The sequence below is a fragment of the Pseudoalteromonas sp. BSi20652 genome, assembly GCF_000239855.1.
In the GTDB taxonomy this organism is placed as follows: domain Bacteria; phylum Pseudomonadota; class Gammaproteobacteria; order Enterobacterales; family Alteromonadaceae; genus Pseudoalteromonas.
Map to the genome: position 1 here is coordinate 80,247 of NZ_BADT01000041.1, position 20,595 is coordinate 100,841.

The 20,595-nt window shown below is 40.1% G+C and carries 22 protein-coding genes and 1 pseudogene; 9 read left to right on the forward strand and 14 right to left on the reverse strand.

Going from position 1 to position 20,595, the window contains the following annotated elements; all coding sequences use genetic code 11:
* Nucleotides 1–72: 72 nt before the first annotated feature.
* The 3 genes from P20652_RS14430 to P20652_RS14420 all read right to left on the reverse strand — a co-directional run bounded on the left by P20652_RS14430 (nucleotide 73) and on the right by P20652_RS14420 (nucleotide 2,472).
* A complete protein-coding gene (locus P20652_RS14430) occupies nucleotides 73–1,281 on the reverse strand; it encodes a TonB family protein (RefSeq protein WP_008166401.1) in 1,209 nt (402 codons plus the stop codon).
* 9 nt (nucleotides 1,282–1,290) lie between these two features.
* Entirely contained in the window at nucleotides 1,291–1,665 is a 375-nt protein-coding gene (locus tag P20652_RS14425) for a BlaI/MecI/CopY family transcriptional regulator (protein ID WP_008166402.1), read from the reverse strand.
* A 108-nt stretch (nucleotides 1,666–1,773) separates the two neighbouring features.
* Nucleotides 1,774–2,472 carry a pseudouridine synthase gene (locus tag P20652_RS14420; RefSeq protein ID WP_008166403.1) on the reverse strand — a complete coding sequence of 233 codons (699 nt, stop codon included), beginning with the start codon at nucleotides 2,470–2,472 and terminating at the stop codon, nucleotides 1,774–1,776.
* 92 nt (nucleotides 2,473–2,564) lie between these two features.
* Here P20652_RS14420 and P20652_RS14415 point away from each other — a divergent pair, with 92 nt between their 5' ends.
* Entirely contained in the window at nucleotides 2,565–2,870 is a 306-nt protein-coding gene (locus P20652_RS14415) for a DUF6482 family protein (RefSeq protein ID WP_008166404.1), read from the forward strand.
* A 41-nt stretch (nucleotides 2,871–2,911) separates the two neighbouring features.
* Nucleotides 2,912–3,319 (forward strand): GNAT family N-acetyltransferase, encoded by a 408-nt coding sequence (locus P20652_RS14410; RefSeq protein WP_008166405.1) that lies wholly within the window; start codon nucleotides 2,912–2,914, stop codon nucleotides 3,317–3,319.
* Between the two features lie 10 nt (nucleotides 3,320–3,329).
* On the opposite strand, the gene P20652_RS14405 is transcribed toward P20652_RS14410, so the two are convergent.
* The 8 genes from P20652_RS14405 to P20652_RS14370 form a co-directional block, all read right to left on the reverse strand.
* A complete protein-coding gene (locus P20652_RS14405) occupies nucleotides 3,330–3,686 on the reverse strand; it encodes a HopJ type III effector protein (RefSeq protein ID WP_008166406.1) in 357 nt (118 codons plus the stop codon).
* 21 nt (nucleotides 3,687–3,707) lie between these two features.
* A complete protein-coding gene (locus P20652_RS14400; protein ID WP_008166407.1) occupies nucleotides 3,708–4,811 on the reverse strand; it encodes a retropepsin-like aspartic protease in 1,104 nt (367 codons plus the stop codon).
* Between the two features lie 28 nt (nucleotides 4,812–4,839).
* On the reverse strand, nucleotides 4,840–5,547 hold the full coding sequence (locus P20652_RS14395) for an HAD-IA family hydrolase (protein ID WP_008166408.1): 708 nt from the start codon (nucleotides 5,545–5,547) through the stop codon (nucleotides 4,840–4,842).
* Nucleotides 5,548–5,557: 10 nt separating this feature from the next.
* Nucleotides 5,558–6,502, reverse strand: coding sequence for a tyrosine recombinase XerC (locus tag P20652_RS14390; RefSeq protein WP_008166409.1), 945 nt, complete (start codon nucleotides 6,500–6,502; stop codon nucleotides 5,558–5,560).
* Nucleotide 6,503: 1 nt separating this feature from the next.
* Entirely contained in the window at nucleotides 6,504–7,112 is a 609-nt protein-coding gene (locus tag P20652_RS14385; RefSeq protein WP_008166411.1) for a DUF484 family protein, read from the reverse strand.
* The gene (dapF, locus tag P20652_RS14380; RefSeq protein ID WP_033017114.1) at nucleotides 7,109–7,939 is read right to left on the reverse strand and encodes a diaminopimelate epimerase; all 831 of its coding nucleotides are present in this window, start codon (nucleotides 7,937–7,939) and stop codon (nucleotides 7,109–7,111) included. The genes P20652_RS14385 and dapF overlap by 4 nt, the downstream gene beginning before the upstream one ends.
* Nucleotides 7,940–8,003: 64 nt before the next feature.
* On the reverse strand, nucleotides 8,004–9,257 hold the full coding sequence (gene lysA, locus P20652_RS14375) for a diaminopimelate decarboxylase (protein ID WP_008166413.1): 1,254 nt from the start codon (nucleotides 9,255–9,257) through the stop codon (nucleotides 8,004–8,006).
* On the reverse strand, nucleotides 9,258–9,452 hold the full coding sequence (locus tag P20652_RS14370) for a lipoprotein (RefSeq protein ID WP_008166415.1): 195 nt from the start codon (nucleotides 9,450–9,452) through the stop codon (nucleotides 9,258–9,260).
* Between the two features lie 157 nt (nucleotides 9,453–9,609).
* On the opposite strand from P20652_RS14370, the gene cyaY reads away from it, so the two are divergent.
* The 7 genes from cyaY (at nucleotide 9,610) to add (ending at nucleotide 17,628) form a co-directional block, all read left to right on the forward strand.
* Nucleotides 9,610–9,933: an iron donor protein CyaY gene (gene cyaY, locus P20652_RS14365; RefSeq protein WP_008166417.1), complete on the forward strand. Its 324-nt coding sequence runs from the start codon at nucleotides 9,610–9,612 to the stop codon at nucleotides 9,931–9,933.
* Nucleotides 9,930–10,586, forward strand: coding sequence for an alpha/beta hydrolase (locus P20652_RS14360; protein WP_008166419.1), 657 nt, complete (start codon nucleotides 9,930–9,932; stop codon nucleotides 10,584–10,586). The genes cyaY and P20652_RS14360 overlap by 4 nt, the downstream gene beginning before the upstream one ends.
* 22 nt (nucleotides 10,587–10,608) lie before the next feature.
* Nucleotides 10,609–11,586, forward strand: a complete 978-nt coding sequence (locus P20652_RS14355) for a DUF2914 domain-containing protein (protein WP_008166420.1) — start codon at nucleotides 10,609–10,611, stop codon at nucleotides 11,584–11,586.
* 35 nt (nucleotides 11,587–11,621) lie between these two features.
* Nucleotides 11,622–12,560 (forward strand): hydroxymethylbilane synthase, encoded by a 939-nt coding sequence (hemC, locus tag P20652_RS14350; RefSeq protein WP_008166421.1) that lies wholly within the window; start codon nucleotides 11,622–11,624, stop codon nucleotides 12,558–12,560.
* On the forward strand, nucleotides 12,561–14,402 hold the full coding sequence (locus tag P20652_RS14345; RefSeq protein ID WP_008166422.1) for a uroporphyrinogen-III synthase: 1,842 nt from the start codon (nucleotides 12,561–12,563) through the stop codon (nucleotides 14,400–14,402). It abuts the gene before it with no gap.
* The gene (locus P20652_RS14340) at nucleotides 14,399–15,508 is read left to right on the forward strand and encodes a heme biosynthesis HemY N-terminal domain-containing protein (RefSeq protein WP_008166423.1); all 1,110 of its coding nucleotides are present in this window, start codon (nucleotides 14,399–14,401) and stop codon (nucleotides 15,506–15,508) included. Before P20652_RS14345 ends, P20652_RS14340 begins: the two co-directional genes overlap by 4 nt.
* Before the next feature lie 1,118 nt (nucleotides 15,509–16,626).
* Complete coding sequence (gene add, locus P20652_RS14335) at nucleotides 16,627–17,628, forward strand: adenosine deaminase (RefSeq protein WP_008166426.1); 1,002 nt, start codon at nucleotides 16,627–16,629, stop codon at nucleotides 17,626–17,628.
* Between the two features lie 60 nt (nucleotides 17,629–17,688).
* On the opposite strand, the gene P20652_RS14330 is transcribed toward add, so the two are convergent.
* From P20652_RS14330 to ubiD, 3 genes and pseudogenes are all read right to left on the reverse strand, one after another.
* Nucleotides 17,689–18,099, reverse strand: coding sequence for a CBS domain-containing protein (locus tag P20652_RS14330; protein WP_008166427.1), 411 nt, complete (start codon nucleotides 18,097–18,099; stop codon nucleotides 17,689–17,691).
* Between the two features lie 167 nt (nucleotides 18,100–18,266).
* Entirely contained in the window at nucleotides 18,267–18,980 is a 714-nt protein-coding gene (fre, locus tag P20652_RS14325) for an NAD(P)H-flavin reductase (RefSeq protein ID WP_008166428.1), read from the reverse strand.
* 109 nt (nucleotides 18,981–19,089) lie between these two features.
* A pseudogene (gene ubiD / locus P20652_RS14320) lies at nucleotides 19,090–20,555 on the reverse strand (4-hydroxy-3-polyprenylbenzoate decarboxylase).
* Nucleotides 20,556–20,595: the final 40 nt, after the last annotated feature.

A 20,595-nucleotide genomic window follows, 5' to 3' on the forward strand; every position in this document is an offset into this window, starting at 1 on the left:
TTATAGCGTAAAACCACAAAGCAAGCAGCCTAAAAGGGCGCTTGCTTTGTAGTCTTGAACAGCTCGGTTGCGTTAATGCGATACTTTAATTCGCTCAATTAAATCGGTAGGCGCCACTTCACTATTAATCGCAAAATCTAGTTGCACAAGTACATCTTCAAAACCTGAATCTGATGCTTTATATTTCCATTTTGCTAACGCCTCTTTCGCTGATTTATCAAAAACATCTTTAGGTTTAGATTGAATAACACTAATGTTTTTTGTTTTACCGTTTGCTGCAATATCGTATTTTAATACAACAGAGCCGCTGATCCCTTGTTGAGCTGCTTGTATTGGGTAAGCAGGTTCAATGCGTATTGTTGGTGAAATGTGATCCTCTTTAGTCATTGCCTCTGGTTGCTTTGCAATTGCTAAGCCGCTTAGCATGCTTGCGGCTACAAGTAATAAGCCACCTTTAGCAAACTTTGAACGCTCCCCGCTGTGTTTTATATTAATTAGTCGTTGTAACATGGTTTTTTTATCTCCGTAGTGTGAATAAGCCATAAGTCCTGTGGGCGCATTTGCCGCGCAGTTTATTAAGGCTTTGCTATATAAAATATGTTGTTGAGTGGTTTTATTGGCAAGTACCCGTTCATCACAAGTCAGCTCTTGTAGTCGGCGTATGCTTGCGTAACAAAACCAAGCTAGTGGGTTAAACCACAGTAAAATAGTAGGCAGTAATATAAGTGCGTTTGTTAAGTTGTCTTTGCGTTTAATGTGTACGTTTTCGTGCTCTAAAATAAGCGCTAATGTGGCTTTATCAAACTGGGTATTGTAGTTACTCGGTAATACCAGCTTGCTGTTTAAAATACCGACCACCATTGGCGTGGCTACATGTTGACTGGTGTAGGTTTTAACACTAGTGGCAAGAGTGCCTTCAAATTGGATTAACTCAGTTAACTGCAGGCTTTTAACAAAACGGGTATGCGTAATAAAACTAGCCATTAATAACCCTGCGGTAATAATTACATACATGAGTGCCCAGCTAATACCCATTTCATGTGTAAAAGGCTGGTTAGGGGTGATTAAGTAATGGCTAATATTACTATTTTGCAGTGGTTTAACCGCATTTGGTAAATTAGCAATCACCAATGCTGCAGGTAATAGCCATGCTAATTTATATACAAACCGCGAGCCAAGGGCTTTTAAACCAAATCGTTCGAGTAAAATAAATCCACAAAACAAAATACTTAATAGTAGTTGTTGCTCAATTAACCAATTAAACCCAGTTTGAATAACCATGTTAATTCCTTACTTTTGGTTTTTTTCCCAATCATCTATGACTTTTTTAAGCTCGTTTATATCTTGCTGAGAAAGCTGCTCCGATTTAGCAAAACCACTAACAAGTGGCGCAATACGTCCACTAAAAAAGCGCTCAATAAAGTTTTGGCTTTCTTTTAGGGTGTAGTCGGCACGATCCATACACGGCATATAAATATATTGGCGACCTTCTTTTTCAAATGTAAGTGCGCCTTTTTTTACTAGTCGACCTAGTAGGGTTTTAATGGTTTTTTCGTGCCATTGCTTATCGTCGCTTAAGCGCTCAATTATTTGACTCGCGGTGGCGGGGTAGTTAATCCAAAGTGCGTCGAGCACGTCAAACTCTGCTTTTGATAACTCAATCATGCTATTGCCTACAAATGTAATCTTTAATTATAGACTACGCTTGTAATCTATAATTGCAAGTTTATTTTTTAACTTTTTAGGATGTTAATTAAGCTAAGAGGTAGGGTGTCAGGTGTGGGCTTTTAAAATATCGTTTTTATTAATTTGTATATACTGCCCTTCACAAAGGTTTAAATCCTCAAGTACAAGGTCACTAAATTGCGCTCTATATAAATCAATAACTTTGTATCCGCAGTAATGCGCCATTTTACGTATTTGCCTGTTTAGCCCTTGCTTTAAAACAATACTAAACTGATTGCTGGCTATTTTATTTACTTCACAAGGCAGGGTTATGTGTTTATCAACGGGTACGCCTGCTGCCATTTTTTTACAAAAAGCATCGTCTAAAGGCTTATTTACGGTGACTAAATAATGTTTAGGCTGGTGGAAGTCAGGATGTATTAGTTGATTACAAAAATCCCCATCGTTGGTCAAAATAAGTAAACCACGAGAGTCTTTATCAAGGCGACCAATAGGGTAAACACGGGTAAGTGTGGGCAAATGGTGAATAAGACTTGCTGAGTCATCAATATTTAATTTGCAGTCAATACCGACTGGTTTGTGGTATGCAAAATAAACTAAATCGGCAGCACCTTCAATCTCTTGCCCATTAACTATTACAGTGTCTTGCTCATCCACGTGATCTATATGATTCGCTGGGCGATTATTTACAGTCACAACACCTTCATCAATTAAACGCGATGCCTGTTTACGAGAACAAATACCTGCATGGGCAATATATTTAGCGAGTCGGGTTTTTGTGCTCATAACGTGTGATGCCAGCGGCTAATAAAAATTTGATCGCGATTATAGCAAAGGTGCGTATCTATAAAGTTACTTTTTATAAAAAGGCGATTGTTATGGGCATGAAATTTTCTGAGCTAAAAAAACACGAACCATTACAAAAGGTTGTGGCGCACTCACTTGAAATGGCGCTCTACCAGGTGTCAGTTATTATAAATAATGTAGAGTATTATATCACCGAAGAAAATGGCGAATTTGTAAAAGCACTAAGCCCGCTGCATATTCAAAAACGTTTTGAAAAAATAGCCTACGCCGAAATGGTGCTTCGACATACTAGCGCCTATGATGAAATGTGTGGCCAGCCCGAAAAAACAGGTAGTAATTTACTAGAAGTTCCTTATGGAAAAAATAACCTGTTTTGATGGTGCGAGTTTGTTAATATTTGCTTTTTAAGAAGCGTAATATGTACAAATTACAAGCAGATCACTCCGACGCATTAAGCTCTATGCTACGTAGTAAAGTAGTTGAATTTAACGCCCAGCATTTTGATGCGCAAAGGCTGCCATTAGGCTATAAATTTACTGATGAGCAGGGTGAGCTTGTTGCCGGTACTAGTGGGTGTGTGTTTGGAAATTGGCTGATGATTAGTTGGCTTTGGTGTAGTGATAGTGCGCGAGGTAAAGGGCTTGCAGATAAATTGCTAACGGCACTTGAACAAGCTGCTATTGAACTAGGAGCAACAACTGCTCAGCTCGATACGCTTGATTTTCAGGCAAAGCCATTTTACGAAAAACGTGGATATAGTGTTAAGTATCAACTTAATAATTACCCACGCTCAGGTACGCGTTACTTTATGGAAAAGCCACTTTAATTTTTGCGGGCTATTTTTCTTTTAGTGGCTCGCCTTCAAAGGTAATACCTAAAAAAGGCGTTGCCTCTGGTGCTAACATAAAGGTGCGAATGTTCATGTGATCATCCCCTTTAGGGTTTTGCAACACGTCCTCTCGGTAAAACTTACCAAAGCAATCTAAGGTATTTTGTTTACTTAAATCGTTTAATTTAGCAAATGCAAAAATTTTACACGAACCATTGTTCTCACTTGCAGCGCTAAGTAATCCATGGTTATTAAAGCCACTTGCAGTAAAGTCGTAGTTTGCTTCAATCACAGCCATTGTATCGGTAAATTGAATGCTTTTTGGATTTTCAGCAAGTGCTTTTAAATAGTTATTTAGTATCATGTGTTACCTTTGGATTTTTAATTATTTAGCGCTCAACTCTAGCTCATCTGTCTGCTGATTTATATTGAATTTAAATCGCGATAAAAAGTTCATCCCTAGCAAACCTTGCCCACGGGAGTTTTCAATGCTCAACACTTCAAAACCATAAATAATTTGCGAGCCCACTTTAAACGATTCAATTTGATAACGCTTTACAACAATTTGACCATTAGCTGTATTTACTGTTACATCGCCTAAATATAAAGGTTGTGGCGAAATTTGCTCAATTATACTTGTAGGGAGCGAGGTTATGCTTGCGCCTGTATCAATCATTAGTTCGGTCGATAGATTGTTATTTATTTCGGTGTTTATTAAGTAATGCGCGCCGTAAGGCGTTAAAGCAACGAAATCGTCTTGCGATTGTGCTTTATTGATCATAGCTTGCAGCGTTTGCACTTGGCTTTTCAGATTGTGCTGGTTTGGCATTCGATCAAGGGTTGCTTGTGCGCTAATTAAATCGCCTAGCTGATAGTAGGCGTACGTAAGCGAATATAAAAACTGTGCGTTATCGCTTTTATAATCAAGCCAAATTTGTGTTTGCTCAATAATAGCTTGCCAATTTTGTTGCTCAGTTAGTGTGTGTAATTCGTTTTGAGTGAGCGTATTTAAACGTGTATTTGCGTTGTTTTGCTGATGAGCTGGTTGTAATGCGTTAAGTTCAAATAAGGCAATAATGGCGTTTTGTGTTTGTTCACTATTTATTAAATACTCAACCTGCAAATTAAGTAATTCTACGTTATAAGGGCTGTTATTTAATAGTGCATTGAGAAATGATTCGCTGAGTAATAAATTGCTATTTAGCCATGTTTTAAGCTGCATCAGCCACGATGAATAAAGGTTTTTTGCGATTTCAGGATTGCTGTTTTTGAGTTGTTGATAGCTACTGAGTGCGGCTTCAAATTGGTGTTGTTTAAATTGCTGCTTTGCCGTATTTAATAACGTATTTTGTTGTTTAGGCGATATGCTTTGCTGGGCACTTTGTGTTTTTTGTACTTTAGTTAACACAGGCTGCGGCCACAATAAATAAGCGTTAAGGCTAAGTGAGCCAATTAATAGCAAGGTGATTAGCTTGGTATAGTGGCTCATTGTGACCTCTTATTTAATGCAATTGGTATTATTTAATAAAGTGCGTTAAGGCATGAACATTGGCTATTTCAATATCAGCCAGCCCTTTATAGGCGTAATTGGCGCCTTGGTCGTTTAACCATACCGATTGGCAACCGGCATTATTTGCGCCTTGTACATCGGTATCTAGGCTATCGCCAATATGTAAAATTTCGCTTTTGGCAACGTTTAAATGTGTGGCTGCTTTATCAAACAAGGTGCTATGAGGTTTTGCTTTACCGTGCATACCCGCTTGTAGTACGAGTTCAAATTTATCGTGTAAATTAAAGCGTTCAATTTCAACGTTACCGTTAGTAATTGCAACAAGCGTAAAGTGTTTGGCTAGGTTATCTAGTAAGTTAAGTACGTCATCGCTTACGACTATGTTGCTGCGCGCATCGGCAAAGGCGTTATAGGCGGCATTTGCATGGTGCTCTACTTCATCTGCGCTAAAACCAAGTTTAGAAAGCGCTAAACGTAGGGTGTGTTTGCGCCATTTAGTTACATCATCCGCGAGATCTGGGTTTTGTATTACGGCAAGTTCTCGGCACAGTTGCCAGTACTTTGGACCTTGCTCTTGATAGCCCGGTAGCGCGTTTAAATAATTTTGTTGGGCTTTAACGGCTGCTTTTATAATAGGGTGATTGCTGTATAGCGTGTCGTCTAAATCAAAGCTCATGACAGAAAATGGCTTAATAGCACGATTAAATCGGATCATTTTTATTTACCTAATCAGTTCGTTTTTTTGCGCGAGGGTGAGTGTTGTCGTACACCTTGGCTAAATGTTGAAAGTCTAAATGCGTATACACTTGTGTTGCCGACAAACTGCTGTGCCCTAGTAATTCTTGCACGGCGCGTAAATCACCAGATGATTCTAAAATATGTGACGCAAACGAGTGGCGCAGCTTATGCGGATGAACCTGCGAGCTAATACCTTGTTTTATTCCCCACTCTTGCATGCGTAGGCGCACTTGGCGAATTGAAATACGATTTTTTTGGCTACTTAAAAATACAGCTATTTCATCGGGCTTTGCAAACTGAGGGCGTATTGTGAGCCATTTTTTTAATGCATCTAACGCTTTTTTGCCCACCGGAATTAATCGCTCTTTATTGCCTTTACCACGCACTAAAATTTCGCCATTGGCAGCGCTAATATCTTGCATGTTAGCGCCAACTAACTCGCTTATACGCAGCCCTGATGAATACATAAGCTCCATCATTGCTTTATCTCTAATTGCGAGAGGTTCGTCGTCGGGTATTTCGAGCAAGCGTGCCATTTGATCTACATCGAGATTTTTAGGTAGGGGCCTTGCAAACTTAGGGCCTTTTATACCTATTGCCGGATTATGGTAGTGCGATTGCTCGGCAATATTTTTTGCTTTTAAAAACTTATACAAGCTACGAATACAACTGAGCTTTAAGCTAATTGTACGGCCACTTAATTGTTTTGAGCGTAGTGCCATGCTGTAGCGGCGAATATGCTCGCCTTGTACGCCAAACCAGTCATCACATAGTTTGCTAAAATAAAGAGCTGCAAAGCCAAGTTGGCTTACGTATTGATTAACTGTGTGCGCTGAATATTGTTTTTCAAACTTTAAATAATCGCTAAATAGCGTTATGGGTGTACGCCAGTGGTCGCTTAGCGCGGTAATATTAGGCGCATCGTCACTCATGCTAGTTTTTTAACCGCAGGTGTAATGCGTTTATAAAGTCGAGCACAAACAGGTTATCTTGCGCGGGCTCAAAATGGTTTACGTTACTGCTACCAAACGCCAAAATAGCGATAGGGTGTTTGGTGTCGCCAATTAAATAAATAGCGACAGATTGTGTATCTTCACTAAATAATTGTTCGCGTTCTTGTTTATTAATTCGCCCTAAATAATGCCCCGAATGGCTAAGGCGATGCGCAATAAGCTCGTCGTACTCGGGATTATATTTTACTAATTCGCAGTCGTTAACATCTTCACTTGAGCAGATTATATTACGTAGATTATTTGCAAGAGTGTCAAAATCGTCATGATTCCAAAGCTGGCGATGGCATTGGCTAAACAATCGATATACGAGCTCGTTTTGAGTTGCATGCTTGCTCATAGCATCTATTTGGCTTTTTAAAAGCGTGTTGTGCTCGCGTAATTGACGTTGCTGAATATGTACTAGTGACGTTGCACCTTGAGCTTGCTGTTGCAGCTCAAGTTGTGTGAGTAGCTCCGGGTGCTGAACCAAAAAATCAGGATGTTGATGTAAGTAATCAATAACCTGTTCTTTACTACTTAGCTCGCTCATAGCGCTACTTGCCCGTCGAACACATGCTCTGCGGGGCCAGTCATGCGTACTGGGTGACCTTCGCCACTCCAACGTACTTGTAAGCTACCGCCTGGTAAATCTACTTGAACGGTTGTTGATAACTTATTTTGTAGATGACCAATCACCATTGCTGCACACGCACCTGTGCCACAGGCTAGGGTTTCGTTAACGCCGCGCTCCCACACTCTTAATTTAATGTGTTCTTGCGATACAACTTGCATAAAGCCAATGTTCGCTTTTTGTGGAAAACGTTCGTGGTTTTCAAGTAATGGACCCAATATATCAACTTGCGCGGTGGTTACGTCGTCAACTTCTAGCACGCAATGCGGGTTACCCATAGATACCGCGCCACTAAATACAGTGTGTTCTTCGGTTCTAATAATATAAGTAAGCTCACGCTTGCTCGCTTTTAAAGGGATTTTACTTGGCTCAAAATTTGGATGACCCATGTTAACCGTTACTTGACCGTCTTTTTCTATGTAGAGCGTTAAGTTGCCCGACTTGGTCGACACAGTAATTTTATGCTTGTTAGTAAGGCCCTTCATACGTACAAAGCGGGCAAAACAGCGTGCGCCGTTACCGCATTGTTCTACTTCGGTACCATCGGCATTAAATATTCGATAATGAAAGTCGAGATCAGGAGAGTATGGCGCTTCAACCATTAGCAATTGGTCAAAGCCAATGCCAAAATGGCGATCTGCCAGTTTTTTGATTTGATCTCGCGACAAAAAAACATTTTGTGTAATGTTATCAATCACAACAAAGTCGTTGCCTAAGCCGTGCATTTTGGAAAAATTAACTAACATAGCGCTCTAATTCGGTTTTGCTCTGTGCTAATCATGCCACAGAGCAGCTAGTAGACAAAAACGTTTATGGTAAAACTTTCTCACCTTGGAAAAGGCTTTCAATAGTTTCGCGTTCGCGAATAAGGTGATGCTGCTGACCATCTACCATAATTTCTGCAACACGCGGGCGCGAGTTGTAGTTTGAGCTCATGGTAAAGCCATATGCACCGGCACTTCTTTGTGCGAGTAAGTCGCCTTGTTTAAGCGCTAGTTTACGATCTTTTCCTAAAAAGTCGCCGGTTTCGCATACCGGACCCACAATATCAAAGTTGTGAGTCGGTGTTTCGTCGTCGCGAACTGATACCGGAATGATTTTTTGCCACGCTTGATAAAGCGCAGGGCGAAGCATGTCGTTCATACCTGCATCTACAATGGCAAAAAATTTGTCTTGGTTTTGTTTAATAAATTCAACTTGAGTAACTAAAATACCTGCGTTAGCTGCAATAGCGCGCCCTGGTTCAAAAATAAGTTCAAGATGTTTATAGTTAGCTAATCGCTCGGTTACTTGCGCTGCATATTCACTTGGGTGTGGTGGTTGCTCGTTGTTGTATGGTACGCCTAATCCACCACCAATATCTAAGTGAGTTAGTTCAATACCATTTGTTTTTAGCTCATCAATAAGCGCTATTAGTTTATCAAGAGCTTCTAAAAAGGGTCTTACTTCAGTTAATTGAGAGCCAATATGGCAATCAACACCAATAATTTTTAAACCAGGTAAAGCCGCTGCTTGTTGATAAACACTCACTGCAGTTTTAATATCAATACCAAATTTATTTTCTTTTAAACCAGTAGAAATATACGGATGTGTTTTTGCATCTATGTCGGGGTTTACGCGAATAGAAATAGGTGCTTCTAGGTTAAGCTCGCAAGCGACTTCAGAAATACGCTCAAGCTCGGAGGCTGATTCAACATTAAAGCATTTAATCCCCAGCTTTAATGCATATGCTATTTCGTCTGCTGTTTTAGCTACACCCGAAAAAACCACTTTAGAGGCATCGCCTCCGGCTTTAATTACACGCGCCAGTTCGCCTTTGGATACAATATCGAAACCCGATCCTAGGCGCGCTAATATATTTAGAACGGCAATATTAGAGTTTGCTTTAACAGCGTAACACACCAAGCTTTTATGATTTTTAGTGGCGTTATCAAATGCTAAGTAATGGCGCTCAAAGGTAGCGCGCGAGTAAACATAACACGGCGTACCGTATTGCTGCGCTATACTTGCCACACTGACGTCTTCGGCAAATAATTGGTTGTTTTTGTAGTTAAAATAATCCATTTATTGCTCCTGCTTTATTTGTGTATTTACTTGCTCAGCATTAGTGGCTGGTTTAGCTGTATTTTGAGGTTGGTTTTGCTCTGTTTGTTGCTCTGGTAAATATAACGGACCGCTTTGTCCGCAGCCAGCTAAGGCGCTTAACAGTACAGTGCTTATTAATAGTTTTTTTAATTGTAAGGTATGTGTCGCTTTCATTAGATTAATACGGTTGCTGGCTTTATAATCGCAGAGTAACAGAATATCTAAAAAATGCAGCTATTCGCGGATGATTTTATTCCTGTTACACTAGCTGCATACTTTTAAAGCTAAAACGTACCCAATATTAGGCGGCTCGCCTGCAAAGGAAATAACAATGACTGAACACGAATATCACCAATTAGCCGAAGCCCTTATGTTCACTATTGAAGAGCAGGTTGATGATTGCGAAGCTGATTTAGATTACGAATCGGCACAAGGGATTTTAGAAATTATTTTTCCTGATAAAAGTAAAATAGTGATCAACAAGCAAGCACCGCTTCATCAAGTATGGGTTGCGACTAAGTTTAACGGACATCATTTTGAAATGCGTGATGGGCTATGGATTGATAACCGCTCTGGTGCAGAATTTTGGGCGTTTATAAATGAAGCCTCAACTCGCCAAGCAGGCCAAGAAGTTGAGTGGCAATCAACATTATGAGTTTAGAATTTGTAGAATACCCAGCCCAGAGTGAGCACAAAGCAACGGTTATTTGGTTACATGGTTTAGGTGATTCTGGGGATGGTTTTGCGCCCGTAGCTCCGCAGCTTAATTTACCAAGTGAACTGGGTATACGCTTTATTTTTCCACATGCACCAGTGCAACCGGTCACCATAAATGGTGGTATGGAAATGCGCTCTTGGTACGATATTAAGTCTATAGAATTAGATAAGCGTGCCGATGAGCTGGGCGTAAGAGAGTCGGCTGCAAAGGTAGAAGAGTTAATTAATAAAGAAATTGCTAATGGCATACCCGCTAATAAAATTATCTTAGCTGGTTTTTCTCAAGGTGGTGTTGTGTCTCTGCATTTAGCGCCGCGCTTTGAGCAAAAGCTTGGGGGGGTTATGGCGCTTTCTACTTATATGTGTGTGCCGCAAAAGTTTGCTGATGAAGCAAAACATACCGACTTAAACGTATTTATGGCGCACGGTAGCCAAGATAACGTTGTACCGCACGGTGCGGGCAGAAACGCGTTTGAAGTGTTAACTGCACATAACATGGATGTAAGCTGGCAAGAATATCCAATGGCTCATCAAGTTTGCGCAGAAGAATTGCAAGCTATTCGCCAATGGTTAATTGCTCGTTTAAGCTAATATTGGAGCCGCTGAGGTTAATATGAGTCAAAAAATAGTTATTAAAGCAAATGTTAAACGCGAACTACAAGAGAGTGTACCAATGGTAAGCTACGAGTGGAATTGGCGTCGTATTGTGAGTATTGCTATGTTGGTATTAATGACCTCTGCTGCTGTTATTTATGGGCTAACGAGCGCAGTCAATGCTGAGCAGGGTAAACACCCAAATGAGCAAGAGCACTTTTTAAGTTTTGACGATAGCGCTGAAGATTTTACAAGCAATGATTTAATGAGTGTTGAACCTGGGCAATCAGCAAACAATATCCCTAATGAGCCTGCAAAGATAATGCAATCGAGTATTGAACCATTGTTAGCTGTGCAAGATGAGGCCCAACAAAACATCTCTAGTAATACACCTGTAGAAGCTGACCTTGTAGATAATAACCCGGTTTTATTAGCTAACAACGATGTTATTACCGATCAAAGTGAAAGTATTAATATAGAGTTAAATTCAAACCTTGATAATGATGTGCAAGAAGAAACCGCAGAAGCTCAAAATATAGCCGGGCCTGCTAATCAGAGTGACTTACTTTTAGAGTTAGAAAGTGATGATGGCGTATTAACTGACACTGACGGTTTTTCGCCTACGGCACAGGTTGCAAGTGTGGCATTAGGTGCGCAAATAGACACGGGTAAAATAAGCCGTGCAGTACTCACTCGTAAAGTAAGTAAGCGCGAGCCCACGAATGTATTTGCTGCTGATATTAGATTAAGCCAGTTTGATGAAGGGTTATCGTTTTTTAGCGAGCTTAAAAATCTTCAAGGCCAGCAAGTTAAGCATGTTTGGTCGTTTGAAGGTGAAACGATGGCGGAAATTACACTGAATGTTACCTCGCCTCGCTACAGAACGTACTCAACAAAAAATATCATGAATACACAAACAGGCCATTGGCGTGTTGATGTAGTTGATGAGCAAGGCAATTTAATTGCCCAAAAAGAATTTAGAATTTTAGCTGACTAAATCTAGCTAAACGCAGTAATTAATTGGATACCCCTATGACAGAAAAAACAAAATTAGTACGCATCGCAACGCGCAAAAGCGCTTTAGCACTTTGGCAGGCCGAATTTGTAAAAGCAGAGCTTGAGCGTTTTCATCCAGATGTGCGCGTAGAATTAGTCCCAATGTCGACACAAGGGGATATAATTTTAGATACGCCATTGGCTAAAATTGGTGGTAAAGGCTTATTTGTTAAAGAGCTAGAGCAAGCCATGTTAGATGGACGAGCTGATATTGCCGTGCATTCTATGAAGGACGTGCCAGTAGAGTTCCCAGAAGGGTTAGAGCTGTATACCATTTGTGAGCGTGAAGATCCGCGTGATGCGTTTGTATCAAACCATTTTGCTAATTTAGACGAGCTACCACAGGGTGCTATTGTAGGTACTTCGAGCTTGCGCCGTCAGTGCCAAATTAAAGCACTTCGTCCTGACTTAGATATTCGTGATTTGCGCGGTAATGTAAATACGCGTTTAGGTAAATTAGATGACGGCCAATACGATGCGATTATTTTAGCGGCTGCAGGGCTTATTCGTTTAGAAATGGAGTCGCGTATTGCTGACTACATTGAGCCAGAAGTGTCATTACCGGCAAATGGTCAAGGTGCTGTAGGTATTGAATGTCGTATAGATGATGAAGTAACAAAAGCATTACTTGCACCACTTGAGCATACCCAAACACGTATTCGCGTAAATGCAGAGCGTTCAATGAACCGCCATTTAGAAGGTGGTTGCCAAGTTCCTATTGGTGCTTATGCATTAGTTGATGGCGAGCGTGTACATTTGCGTGGTTTAGTGGGTGCTGTTGATGGCAGCGAAATTTTACGTGACGAAGTAACAGGTCATGTAAATGACGCAGAAAAACTAGGTATTGAGCTTGCTAAAAAATTACTGGCTCAAGGCGCAGACAAAATATTAGCTGAAGTTTACAGAGACGCATAAATGACACATATTCTGATAACTCGGCCCGAAGGAAAAGGCGCAGCCCTTGCACAGCAATTAGAGCAAGCGGGTTATCAGGCGTCTTTATTTCCGGTATTAAAAATAACGCATTTAACACCCTCCAGCACTGAACTTAGTCCGCTGTTAAATGCAGATAAAATAATATTTATATCGCAAGATGCAGTCAGTGCACTTTCGCAATTAAAACCTGATATAAATACCAAAGCGCAGTTTTATGCGGTTGGACAACAAACAGCCGACATTATATATGAGCAATTTGGTGTGCGCGCAGCAGTACCAAAGCAGTATGATTCGGAAGGGTTACTTGCGCTCAAATCACTCGCCGAGGTTGATGGCAGTAATATAGTGCTAGTTAAGGGGCAAGGTGGCCGCCCTGAGTTAGCTAAAACGCTCAAAGAGCGCGGTGCTTTTTTAAATAATTGTGTTGTGTACAAACGTGAACCCACAGAGAGTATTACCCCTAACTGGACAGACCACTGGAAAAGCCAGAATGTACACGGTATAGTCATAACAAGTAATGCAGCAGTTGATGCTATATTTAAAAGCCTTACTGCACACCAACTACAATGGTTACAACAGTGCCGATTTTATGTTGCAAGCGAGCGGATAGCCGCTTATTTAAAGTTGCAACAGGTAAGTTCGGCTAATATACACATTGCAGCAGGGGCTAGCGATAATGCTATGTTTACCTGCATAAATCAGCAAGGTAGCAACATGAGCGAACAGTCAAAGCCAGTAACGGCAGAAAAAGCCACACCAACAATAGCTAACACGGCCTCAGCTAAATCAGCTAAGCAAGAGCCAGCAGCCGCTAAAAATACGACAGAAAAAAACAAACAAAAGGTTAGCAAAGTCGCAGTGCTTGCACTTCTTATTTCGCTAATTGTGGCCTCTGGGGTTGGATACGAGTTTTATCAAAAATTAAATGCGGGTAAGGCGCAAAACCTAGCCGTTAATGAGTTAAGCGAGCAAAATAAGTTACTCGCCCAAGAGCTGCAAGCACTTAAATCGGCGCAATCTAATTTGCAGCAAGCGCTGTTTAATAGTGAGAAAAAAGTAGCCGCAACCCTAAGTGAAAGTGCAGTTCAAAATCAGCAAGAGCTAAAAGCAGCCTTGCAAAAAGCGCAGCAACAAGGCTCGTCTTTAAACCCACAAGAAGTAACCAGCTTACAGCGTATGGCTGAATTTAAACTATGGGCTGAAAAAGATTACCAAGGCACTAGTGCTGTTTTAAAGCGCTTAGATGCATTACTTAGCGAACACCCAGGAACAGTTGAAGTTCGCCAAGCTATTATGCAAGACATACAAACACTTGATAGCCTTAAACCTGTTGCAACAGAGGCTATTTATTTACAGCTAAACAGTGTACTAAGCAGTATTGACGACTTAGTTTTTAATGCGGTTAATTTACCTGAAGAAGTTACCGAAGTAGATGAAAATGCATTAAGTGAAGACATAAATGATTGGCAGCAGAATCTGAGTAATAGCTGGAATAAGATTGTGGATAGCTTTATTACTATTCGCCAGCACGAAGGTGTTTCCATTGAGCCATTACTTACAGATCAAGAGCGCCATTTAATAAATCAGCGAATCAAGCTTAATATAACTCAGGCGCAAGATGCACTTATGAGTAAGCAGGCGAGTATTTTCTTTAGCGCCTTAAGTGAAGCAAAACGTTTAGTTGGTGAGTACTTTAAGCAAGACGATGATACAACTAAAACGGTACTTAAAGCGTTGTCTAAACTTGAAAAAGAGCAGCTTAACTTTAATCCAAAAGTAACCTTAAACAGTACACAAAAGGTTAAGGAGTGGGCGCAATGATAGGGCTAATTATTTTAATTGTAGCTATTGTTGTTGTACTAGCGGTTACTCCATTTGTGCTAGATGAAAAAGGTTATGTACTTATTTCATTTAACAATACGACGATAGAAGGCACGATAGTATCGTTTTGTATAATGGCAGTCATTACCGCTGTTGTTTTATATTTAACATACAAGCTAATCCGCTACTTATTATCGATTTATCATAATACTAAACATGGCTTTTTTGCACGTAGCCAAGAGCGCAAACAAGCAGCTATTGAGCAGGCTCTGTGGAGTGCTATTAACGATGATTATGAGCATATAGAGCAAGCTCTATCGGGTAATAGCGTACCAGATAAGTTTGAGGATATTCGCTTAGCATTACTTGCAAAAGCAGCGCTTGCTAATAATCAAACAGATAAAGCACTTGAGCGTTTATTTGAAATAAGCCCAGAGCATCAATTAAAAGTAGCAAAGCTATGGTTGGCAAGTGGTGACAGTAGCGCGATTGAATCACAAATGCGTATTAGTGCAGAAGCTAAAAAAGCCACCGCACTTGAGTTAAAACTTTATGCAGAAGTATTAGTACAGCAACAACACTTTAGTGCGCTGGAAGACTTTTTGCCGCGTTTACTGCGCAAAAAAGCACTTACTGATGCACAGTGGACGCAGTTATTTAGTGCTTATTTTAATGCGTTAGATACAGACAAACTAAGTGAAAAATATAAGCAGCTACCTAAAAAACTGCAAGTTCATGCCCACACCGCATATTTAATGCAAATGGCGCAAGCAGGTCAATTGGCTGTTATTGAAAGTGACTTAATTAAGATGGTTAAGCACAATGAGCAGCACTTAGAGCTTGCCAATATATTAAGTAAAGCAAGAGGAGCCGATGCGCCTAAGTTGCAAGTTAACATACAAGAACGCCTTAAAAAGGATGATTCAAATAATTCACTATTACTTGCGCTAGCTTGCCTTGCTAATGCTAAAGGTGATTATGACTTAGCAGCTAGAATTTTTGATAAAGCACTGAATAGTGAAAATAAAAAACAGTTCTCTGAACAAGCTGTGTTGAGTTATAAAAATAGTGCACAAGCAGAAAAGGCGCTCGTTTTATATCAATAAATGACTACACTATAACTACTTAGCATTTTTTGTAGTTCAGGAGCACAAGCATTGAGAAAGTTTTTAATATTAAACCTTAGCTTGGCTTGTGCTTACTTCTTTACTGGGTATTTTAGCAACTCACTTCTTTGTAGATAGCTATGCGGTCGCCTCTTGGCCGTCCTCAGGAATTGCTTTAGCGAGTTTTTGATTTGGGGACGTAAGTCATTTATTGGCCTTATTATTGGTGCTTGCTGTACTAACTTAATTCACCTTTATAACACCGTAGATATTCTTCATTTTAATATGCTTTTATAAGCTTTGACTTGTCGTCAAATTATAGTAAATGTTGTTAAGGCGCCGCTGGATTGCCCCTCTTTAAAGCACAGTACACAGGGCTTAATAATAGCGGGGCCAATATGCTGTGTTATTGCTGCAGGCTTAGGGTTGAGCATTTGCAGAAAACTGGTTGAATTAATGGCAGGTGCAATTGATTTAGTTATGAAGGTAAAGGCTCTACATTTACCTTTAGTTTGCCGCTAATATCGCCTTACCAAAGGCAGAGAAAATTCAGCAGTAATACAACGAAATAGATGTAAGTACCTTATCATTTACAGACTATAAGTTACTTTTAGAAGAAGATAACCCGCTTCATCAACATGTTGCCAGTGCCATTTTAAAAACGAAAGGATATATTGCCGACATTGCTAATGATGGTTTTGAGGCCATAAAAAGCCAACCCAAAATAGTTACGATATTATTCTTATAGATATTATTCTTATAGATATTACTCTTATAGATATTTCGATGCCAAAAATGCATAGCCTGCAAGCAACAAAAGTAATTTTTTGTGATTTAGGGTTAATTAATTTACCCATAATGGGAGTATCGGCGAACGCCCATGACGATGACGTTAAAAGACATTAGCCTCTGCAATGAATCGTTGTATTATCAAACCTATTTACGCAAATATGCTTTTTAAAACTCTTTAGCATTATTTATCAAATAAATAAGTAATGTTATTTTTTGAACAAAAAGCAGACATATGACCGCTTAAACTTACCGCAAATCATATAGACTTGAAAAATAACTGTATCTGCGTATCATGCGCGCAAATTTAACTAAACTGGGTTGCTATTATGATCAATAGAAAATTACCTTTGCTAGATATTCACCGTCATTTAGATGGTAATGTACGTGCGCAAACCATATTAGAACTTGGTCGTCAGTTTAATATAGAGTTACCTGCAGATAACGTTGAGGCATTAATTCCTCATGTTCAAGTTATTGATCCTGAGCCAAACCTTATGGCTTTTTTACAAAAGTTAGATTGGGGCGTCACCGTACTTGGCGATTACGATGCGTGTAGACGTATAGCGATTGAAAACATTGAAGATGCACAAGCACAAGGTCTTGATTATGTAGAGCTTCGATTTAGCCCTTATTACATGGCACAAAGCCAAGGTTTACACCCAGAAGGGGTTGTAGAGGCTGTTGTTGATGGTATTAAATCAGCAACAAAGGGTGCAAATATTAAAGCTAACTTGATTGGTATTTTATCGCGTACTTATGGCGTGAAAACGTGTCAAAAAGAGCTTGATGCATTACTCGCATTTAAAAATGATTTAGTCGCTGTTGACTTAGCTGGTGATGAGATTGGTTTTCCGGGCGAGTTGTTTGTAGAGCACTTTAAACAAGTACGAAATGCGTACTTAGCTTCGACTATTCATGCTGGAGAAGCACTTGGTGCCCCAAGTATTTGGCAAGCAATTAACGAGCTCGGCGCAAGCCGAATAGGGCATGGCGTAAAGGCAATTGAAGATCCAAAACTAATGGATTACTTACGTGATAACCGTATTGGTATTGAGTCGTGCTTAACAAGTAATATTCAAACCAGTACAGTAAACGATTTAGCTAAGCACCCACTTAAACAGTTTTTAGATCACGGTATTTTAGCGTGTATTAATACTGATGACCCTGCGGTTGAAGGTATTGAAATTGAGTACGAATATACCGTTGCAGCACCTAAGGCTGGCTTATCTCAAGCTGATATGGAAAAAGCCCAAAAAAATGCATTAGAAATAGCATTTTTAAGCGATGGCGATAAGAAAGAACTTTTAGCAATCGTTAGCGCACGTTAATTTAAGAGCATTAAAAATGCCGCTTTATATAAGCGGCATTTTGTTATCTATAATTTTAATTCAGTGTGTTTGGCAACTTATGTAATTATCGTAAAGTGCTTTAAGTACATCTGCTCGGCTGATCATGCCGATTACTTTAACACCCTCTACAACAGGGTAGTTTTTTGGTTTACCCGGCTGCATCTGCTGTGCAAGCTCAATAATGTTGGTATCGCCGCTAATGGTCACTACCTCTGTTTGCATAAGTTGCGATACTTTAACCATCCCATCACAAAAATAACTGCTTTGCGTAAGTGGTTTTAATAGTTCTTGCTCAGATATAAATCCGACTAGGCATTTATCTTTATCAAATACGGGTGCGCCAAGTAGTTTAAATTTTTGTAGTTCTGCTATAGCTGTTGTCATTTCTGTATCTGGTGTGATATTTGGCAACTTGCGTTGCATAAAGTCTTTTACTTTTGTATTTAGCATTTGGGTCTCTCCCGCTGATGTTCTATACAAAGTATGGTTTATAGATAGGGATTTAGGAAATTGTTTATATTGATGGAGTTGATAGTTTTTAACTATTAAATATGTGTTGTTGTAAAAATAAAGGCACCCTAAAGTGCCTTTGAATTGAATACTGTGTATTTAGAGGCTTATTTTATAAATGCAAAAGCGTCGGCATACATGTTTTCGCGAATTGCACCATGAGTAATAAAGTCATCACGCACGATACCTATCATGTCAAAACGACCGGCCATGTAAATATCGTATGGTTCAAGTGATACAATATCTTGCATTACCGCTTTATGTACATAGCCAGTATGGCCCTGCCAATTAGCAGATGGATTTTCTACTACAGGAATAAACTCAAAGTTTTTGTGGCTATTGGCCCATGTTTGCATTTCTGTATGTGCATACAAAGCGGACTCTTCTTTTACACCCCAGTAAAACAATACAGGACGGTCGCACTTAATTTCAGCTAAGTGATCAGCCATTGATTTTGCGTATGAAAAACCAGTACCACCGGCAAGTAAAATAATAGGGCGCTCACACTGCAGGCGCAACTGTGAAATACCCAAGCCAGCTTCAATGTCTACTAACTGCCCAGTGGTATGGGCGTTTCGTAAATGTTCCAGCGATTGCATTGCATACGAATCGGCACCTGACGCGCCAATATGCAGTTCTATTGCATCGCACTGTGAAGGGCGACTAGCTATAGAAAAAGCACGTTTGTCTTTTTCGCCCAGCACGAGTTGCATGTATTGGCCAGCTTCAAAGGTCACAGGTTGTTGTGGCTTTAAAATTACTTTGTGAACAAATTCTGTAAGTGGGCTGATAGCTACAACTTCAGCTTTTAATGTTTGCATTTTTTACCTTTTAGCAGCGCTTTAAACAGCAGATACGCAATCGAATGACTCGATTCTAGCATATCTGCAGGGTTATTTTATAGCCTGTTATGTACTTACATATAAACACTTAAAGAATATTAAGGCTTTCCCAAATATCATCTACGCGGTCTTTGGTGTCTTTATCCATAACAATAGGCTCGCCCCATTCACGGGTGGTTTCGCCAGGCCATTTATTTGTAGCATCCATTCCCATTTTTGAACCAAGGCCAGAGACTGGCGATGCAAAATCGAGATAATCAATGGGTGTGTTTTCAATTAATGTCGTATCGCGAGCAGGATCCATTCGAGTTGTTATAGCCCAAATAACATCTTCCCAATCGCGGGCATTAATATCGTCATCGCATACAATTACAAACTTGGTATACATAAACTGACGCAAGAACGACCACACTCCCATCATCACACGCTTGGCATGACCAGGGTATTGTTTTTTCATTGTTACAATCGCCATACGGTACGAGCACCCTTCAGGCGGAAGGTAAAAGTCGACAATTTCAGGAAATTGCTTTTGTAATATCGGCACAAACACTTCATTAAGTGCTACACCTAAAATAGCAGGTTCATCAGGCGGTCTGCCGGTGAATGTGCTGTGATAAATAGGGTCTTTACGATGGGTTATGTGAGTCACCGTCATAACTGGAAAGTCATCTACTTCATTATAGTAACCAGTATGATCGCCATAAGGGCCTTCTGGCGCCATTTCACCTGGCATAATGTAACCTTCAAGGATTATTTCTGCACTTGCAGGGACTTGTAGATCATTTGAAATGGATTTTACAACTTCGGTTCTGCTACCACGTAATAAACCCGCAAATGCATATTCGCTTAACGTGTCAGGGACCGGCGTTACAGCGCCGAGTATTGTGGCCGGGTCGGCACCTAATGCGACTGAAACTGGGTAAGGTTGCCCTGGGTTTTCTTTACACCATTCTTGAAAATCAAGCGCGCCACCACGATGAGATAACCAGCGCATAATTATTTTATTTTTACTTAATAGTTGTTGGCGATAAATACCTAAATTTTGGCGCTTTTTATAAGGCCCTTTAGTAACTGTAAGGCCCCAAGTAATTAATGGGGCTGCATCACCTGGCCAGCAATGCTGAATAGGTAATTTAGTTAAATCTACATCATCACCTTCTAAAATTACTTGTTGGCAGGGCGCTTTTTTAACTTCTTTTGCTGGCATATTAAGCACTTGCTTAAAAATAGGTATAGCGCCTAAAGCTTCTTTAATACCCTTTGGTGGCTCCGGCTCTTTTAAAAAAGCGAGCAGCTTACCTACTTCACGTAATTCGCTAACCTCTGTTTGGCCCATACCCATTGCTACGCGTTTTGGTGTGCCAAATAAGTTAGTGAGCACTGGCATATCGTAGCCTTTTGGGTTTTCGAATAATAACGCAGGACCTTTGGCACGCAATGTGCGATCAGATATTTCGGTCATTTCAAGATACGGGTCGATTTCTTGGGTGATGCGTTTAAGTTCGCCTTTTTTTCAAGCAAATCGATAAAATCACGTAGATCTTTATATTTCATTGTGGGCCGCTATTAAGCAAAAGAGTTAAAGTATTATACC

Excerpts from the sequence above, each read along its gene's own strand:
- P20652_RS14430 (WP_008166401.1), bottom strand. The coding sequence starts at position 1,281 with ATGGTTATTCAAACTGGGTTTAATTGGTTAATTGAGCAACAACTACTA.
- P20652_RS14425 (WP_008166402.1), bottom strand. The coding sequence starts at position 1,665 with ATGATTGAGTTATCAAAAGCAGAGTTTGACGTGCTCGACGCACTTTGG.
- P20652_RS14420 (WP_008166403.1), bottom strand. The coding sequence starts at position 2,472 with ATGAGCACAAAAACCCGACTCGCTAAATATATTGCCCATGCAGGTATT.
- P20652_RS14415 (WP_008166404.1), top strand. The coding sequence starts at position 2,565 with ATGGGCATGAAATTTTCTGAGCTAAAAAAACACGAACCATTACAAAAG.
- P20652_RS14410 (WP_008166405.1), top strand. The coding sequence starts at position 2,912 with ATGTACAAATTACAAGCAGATCACTCCGACGCATTAAGCTCTATGCTA.
- P20652_RS14405 (WP_008166406.1), bottom strand. The coding sequence starts at position 3,686 with ATGATACTAAATAACTATTTAAAAGCACTTGCTGAAAATCCAAAAAGC.
- P20652_RS14400 (WP_008166407.1), bottom strand. The coding sequence starts at position 4,811 with ATGAGCCACTATACCAAGCTAATCACCTTGCTATTAATTGGCTCACTT.
- P20652_RS14395 (WP_008166408.1), bottom strand. The coding sequence starts at position 5,547 with ATGATCCGATTTAATCGTGCTATTAAGCCATTTTCTGTCATGAGCTTT.
- P20652_RS14390 (WP_008166409.1), bottom strand. The coding sequence starts at position 6,502 with ATGAGTGACGATGCGCCTAATATTACCGCGCTAAGCGACCACTGGCGT.
- P20652_RS14385 (WP_008166411.1), bottom strand. The coding sequence starts at position 7,112 with ATGAGCGAGCTAAGTAGTAAAGAACAGGTTATTGATTACTTACATCAA.
- dapF (WP_033017114.1), bottom strand. The coding sequence starts at position 7,939 with ATGTTAGTTAATTTTTCCAAAATGCACGGCTTAGGCAACGACTTTGTT.
- lysA (WP_008166413.1), bottom strand. The coding sequence starts at position 9,257 with ATGGATTATTTTAACTACAAAAACAACCAATTATTTGCCGAAGACGTC.
- P20652_RS14370 (WP_008166415.1), bottom strand. The coding sequence starts at position 9,452 with ATGAAAGCGACACATACCTTACAATTAAAAAAACTATTAATAAGCACT.
- cyaY (WP_008166417.1), top strand. The coding sequence starts at position 9,610 with ATGACTGAACACGAATATCACCAATTAGCCGAAGCCCTTATGTTCACT.
- P20652_RS14360 (WP_008166419.1), top strand. The coding sequence starts at position 9,930 with ATGAGTTTAGAATTTGTAGAATACCCAGCCCAGAGTGAGCACAAAGCA.
- P20652_RS14355 (WP_008166420.1), top strand. The coding sequence starts at position 10,609 with ATGAGTCAAAAAATAGTTATTAAAGCAAATGTTAAACGCGAACTACAA.
- hemC (WP_008166421.1), top strand. The coding sequence starts at position 11,622 with ATGACAGAAAAAACAAAATTAGTACGCATCGCAACGCGCAAAAGCGCT.
- P20652_RS14345 (WP_008166422.1), top strand. The coding sequence starts at position 12,561 with ATGACACATATTCTGATAACTCGGCCCGAAGGAAAAGGCGCAGCCCTT.
- P20652_RS14340 (WP_008166423.1), top strand. The coding sequence starts at position 14,399 with ATGATAGGGCTAATTATTTTAATTGTAGCTATTGTTGTTGTACTAGCG.
- add (WP_008166426.1), top strand. The coding sequence starts at position 16,627 with ATGATCAATAGAAAATTACCTTTGCTAGATATTCACCGTCATTTAGAT.
- P20652_RS14330 (WP_008166427.1), bottom strand. The coding sequence starts at position 18,099 with ATGCTAAATACAAAAGTAAAAGACTTTATGCAACGCAAGTTGCCAAAT.
- fre (WP_008166428.1), bottom strand. The coding sequence starts at position 18,980 with ATGCAAACATTAAAAGCTGAAGTTGTAGCTATCAGCCCACTTACAGAA.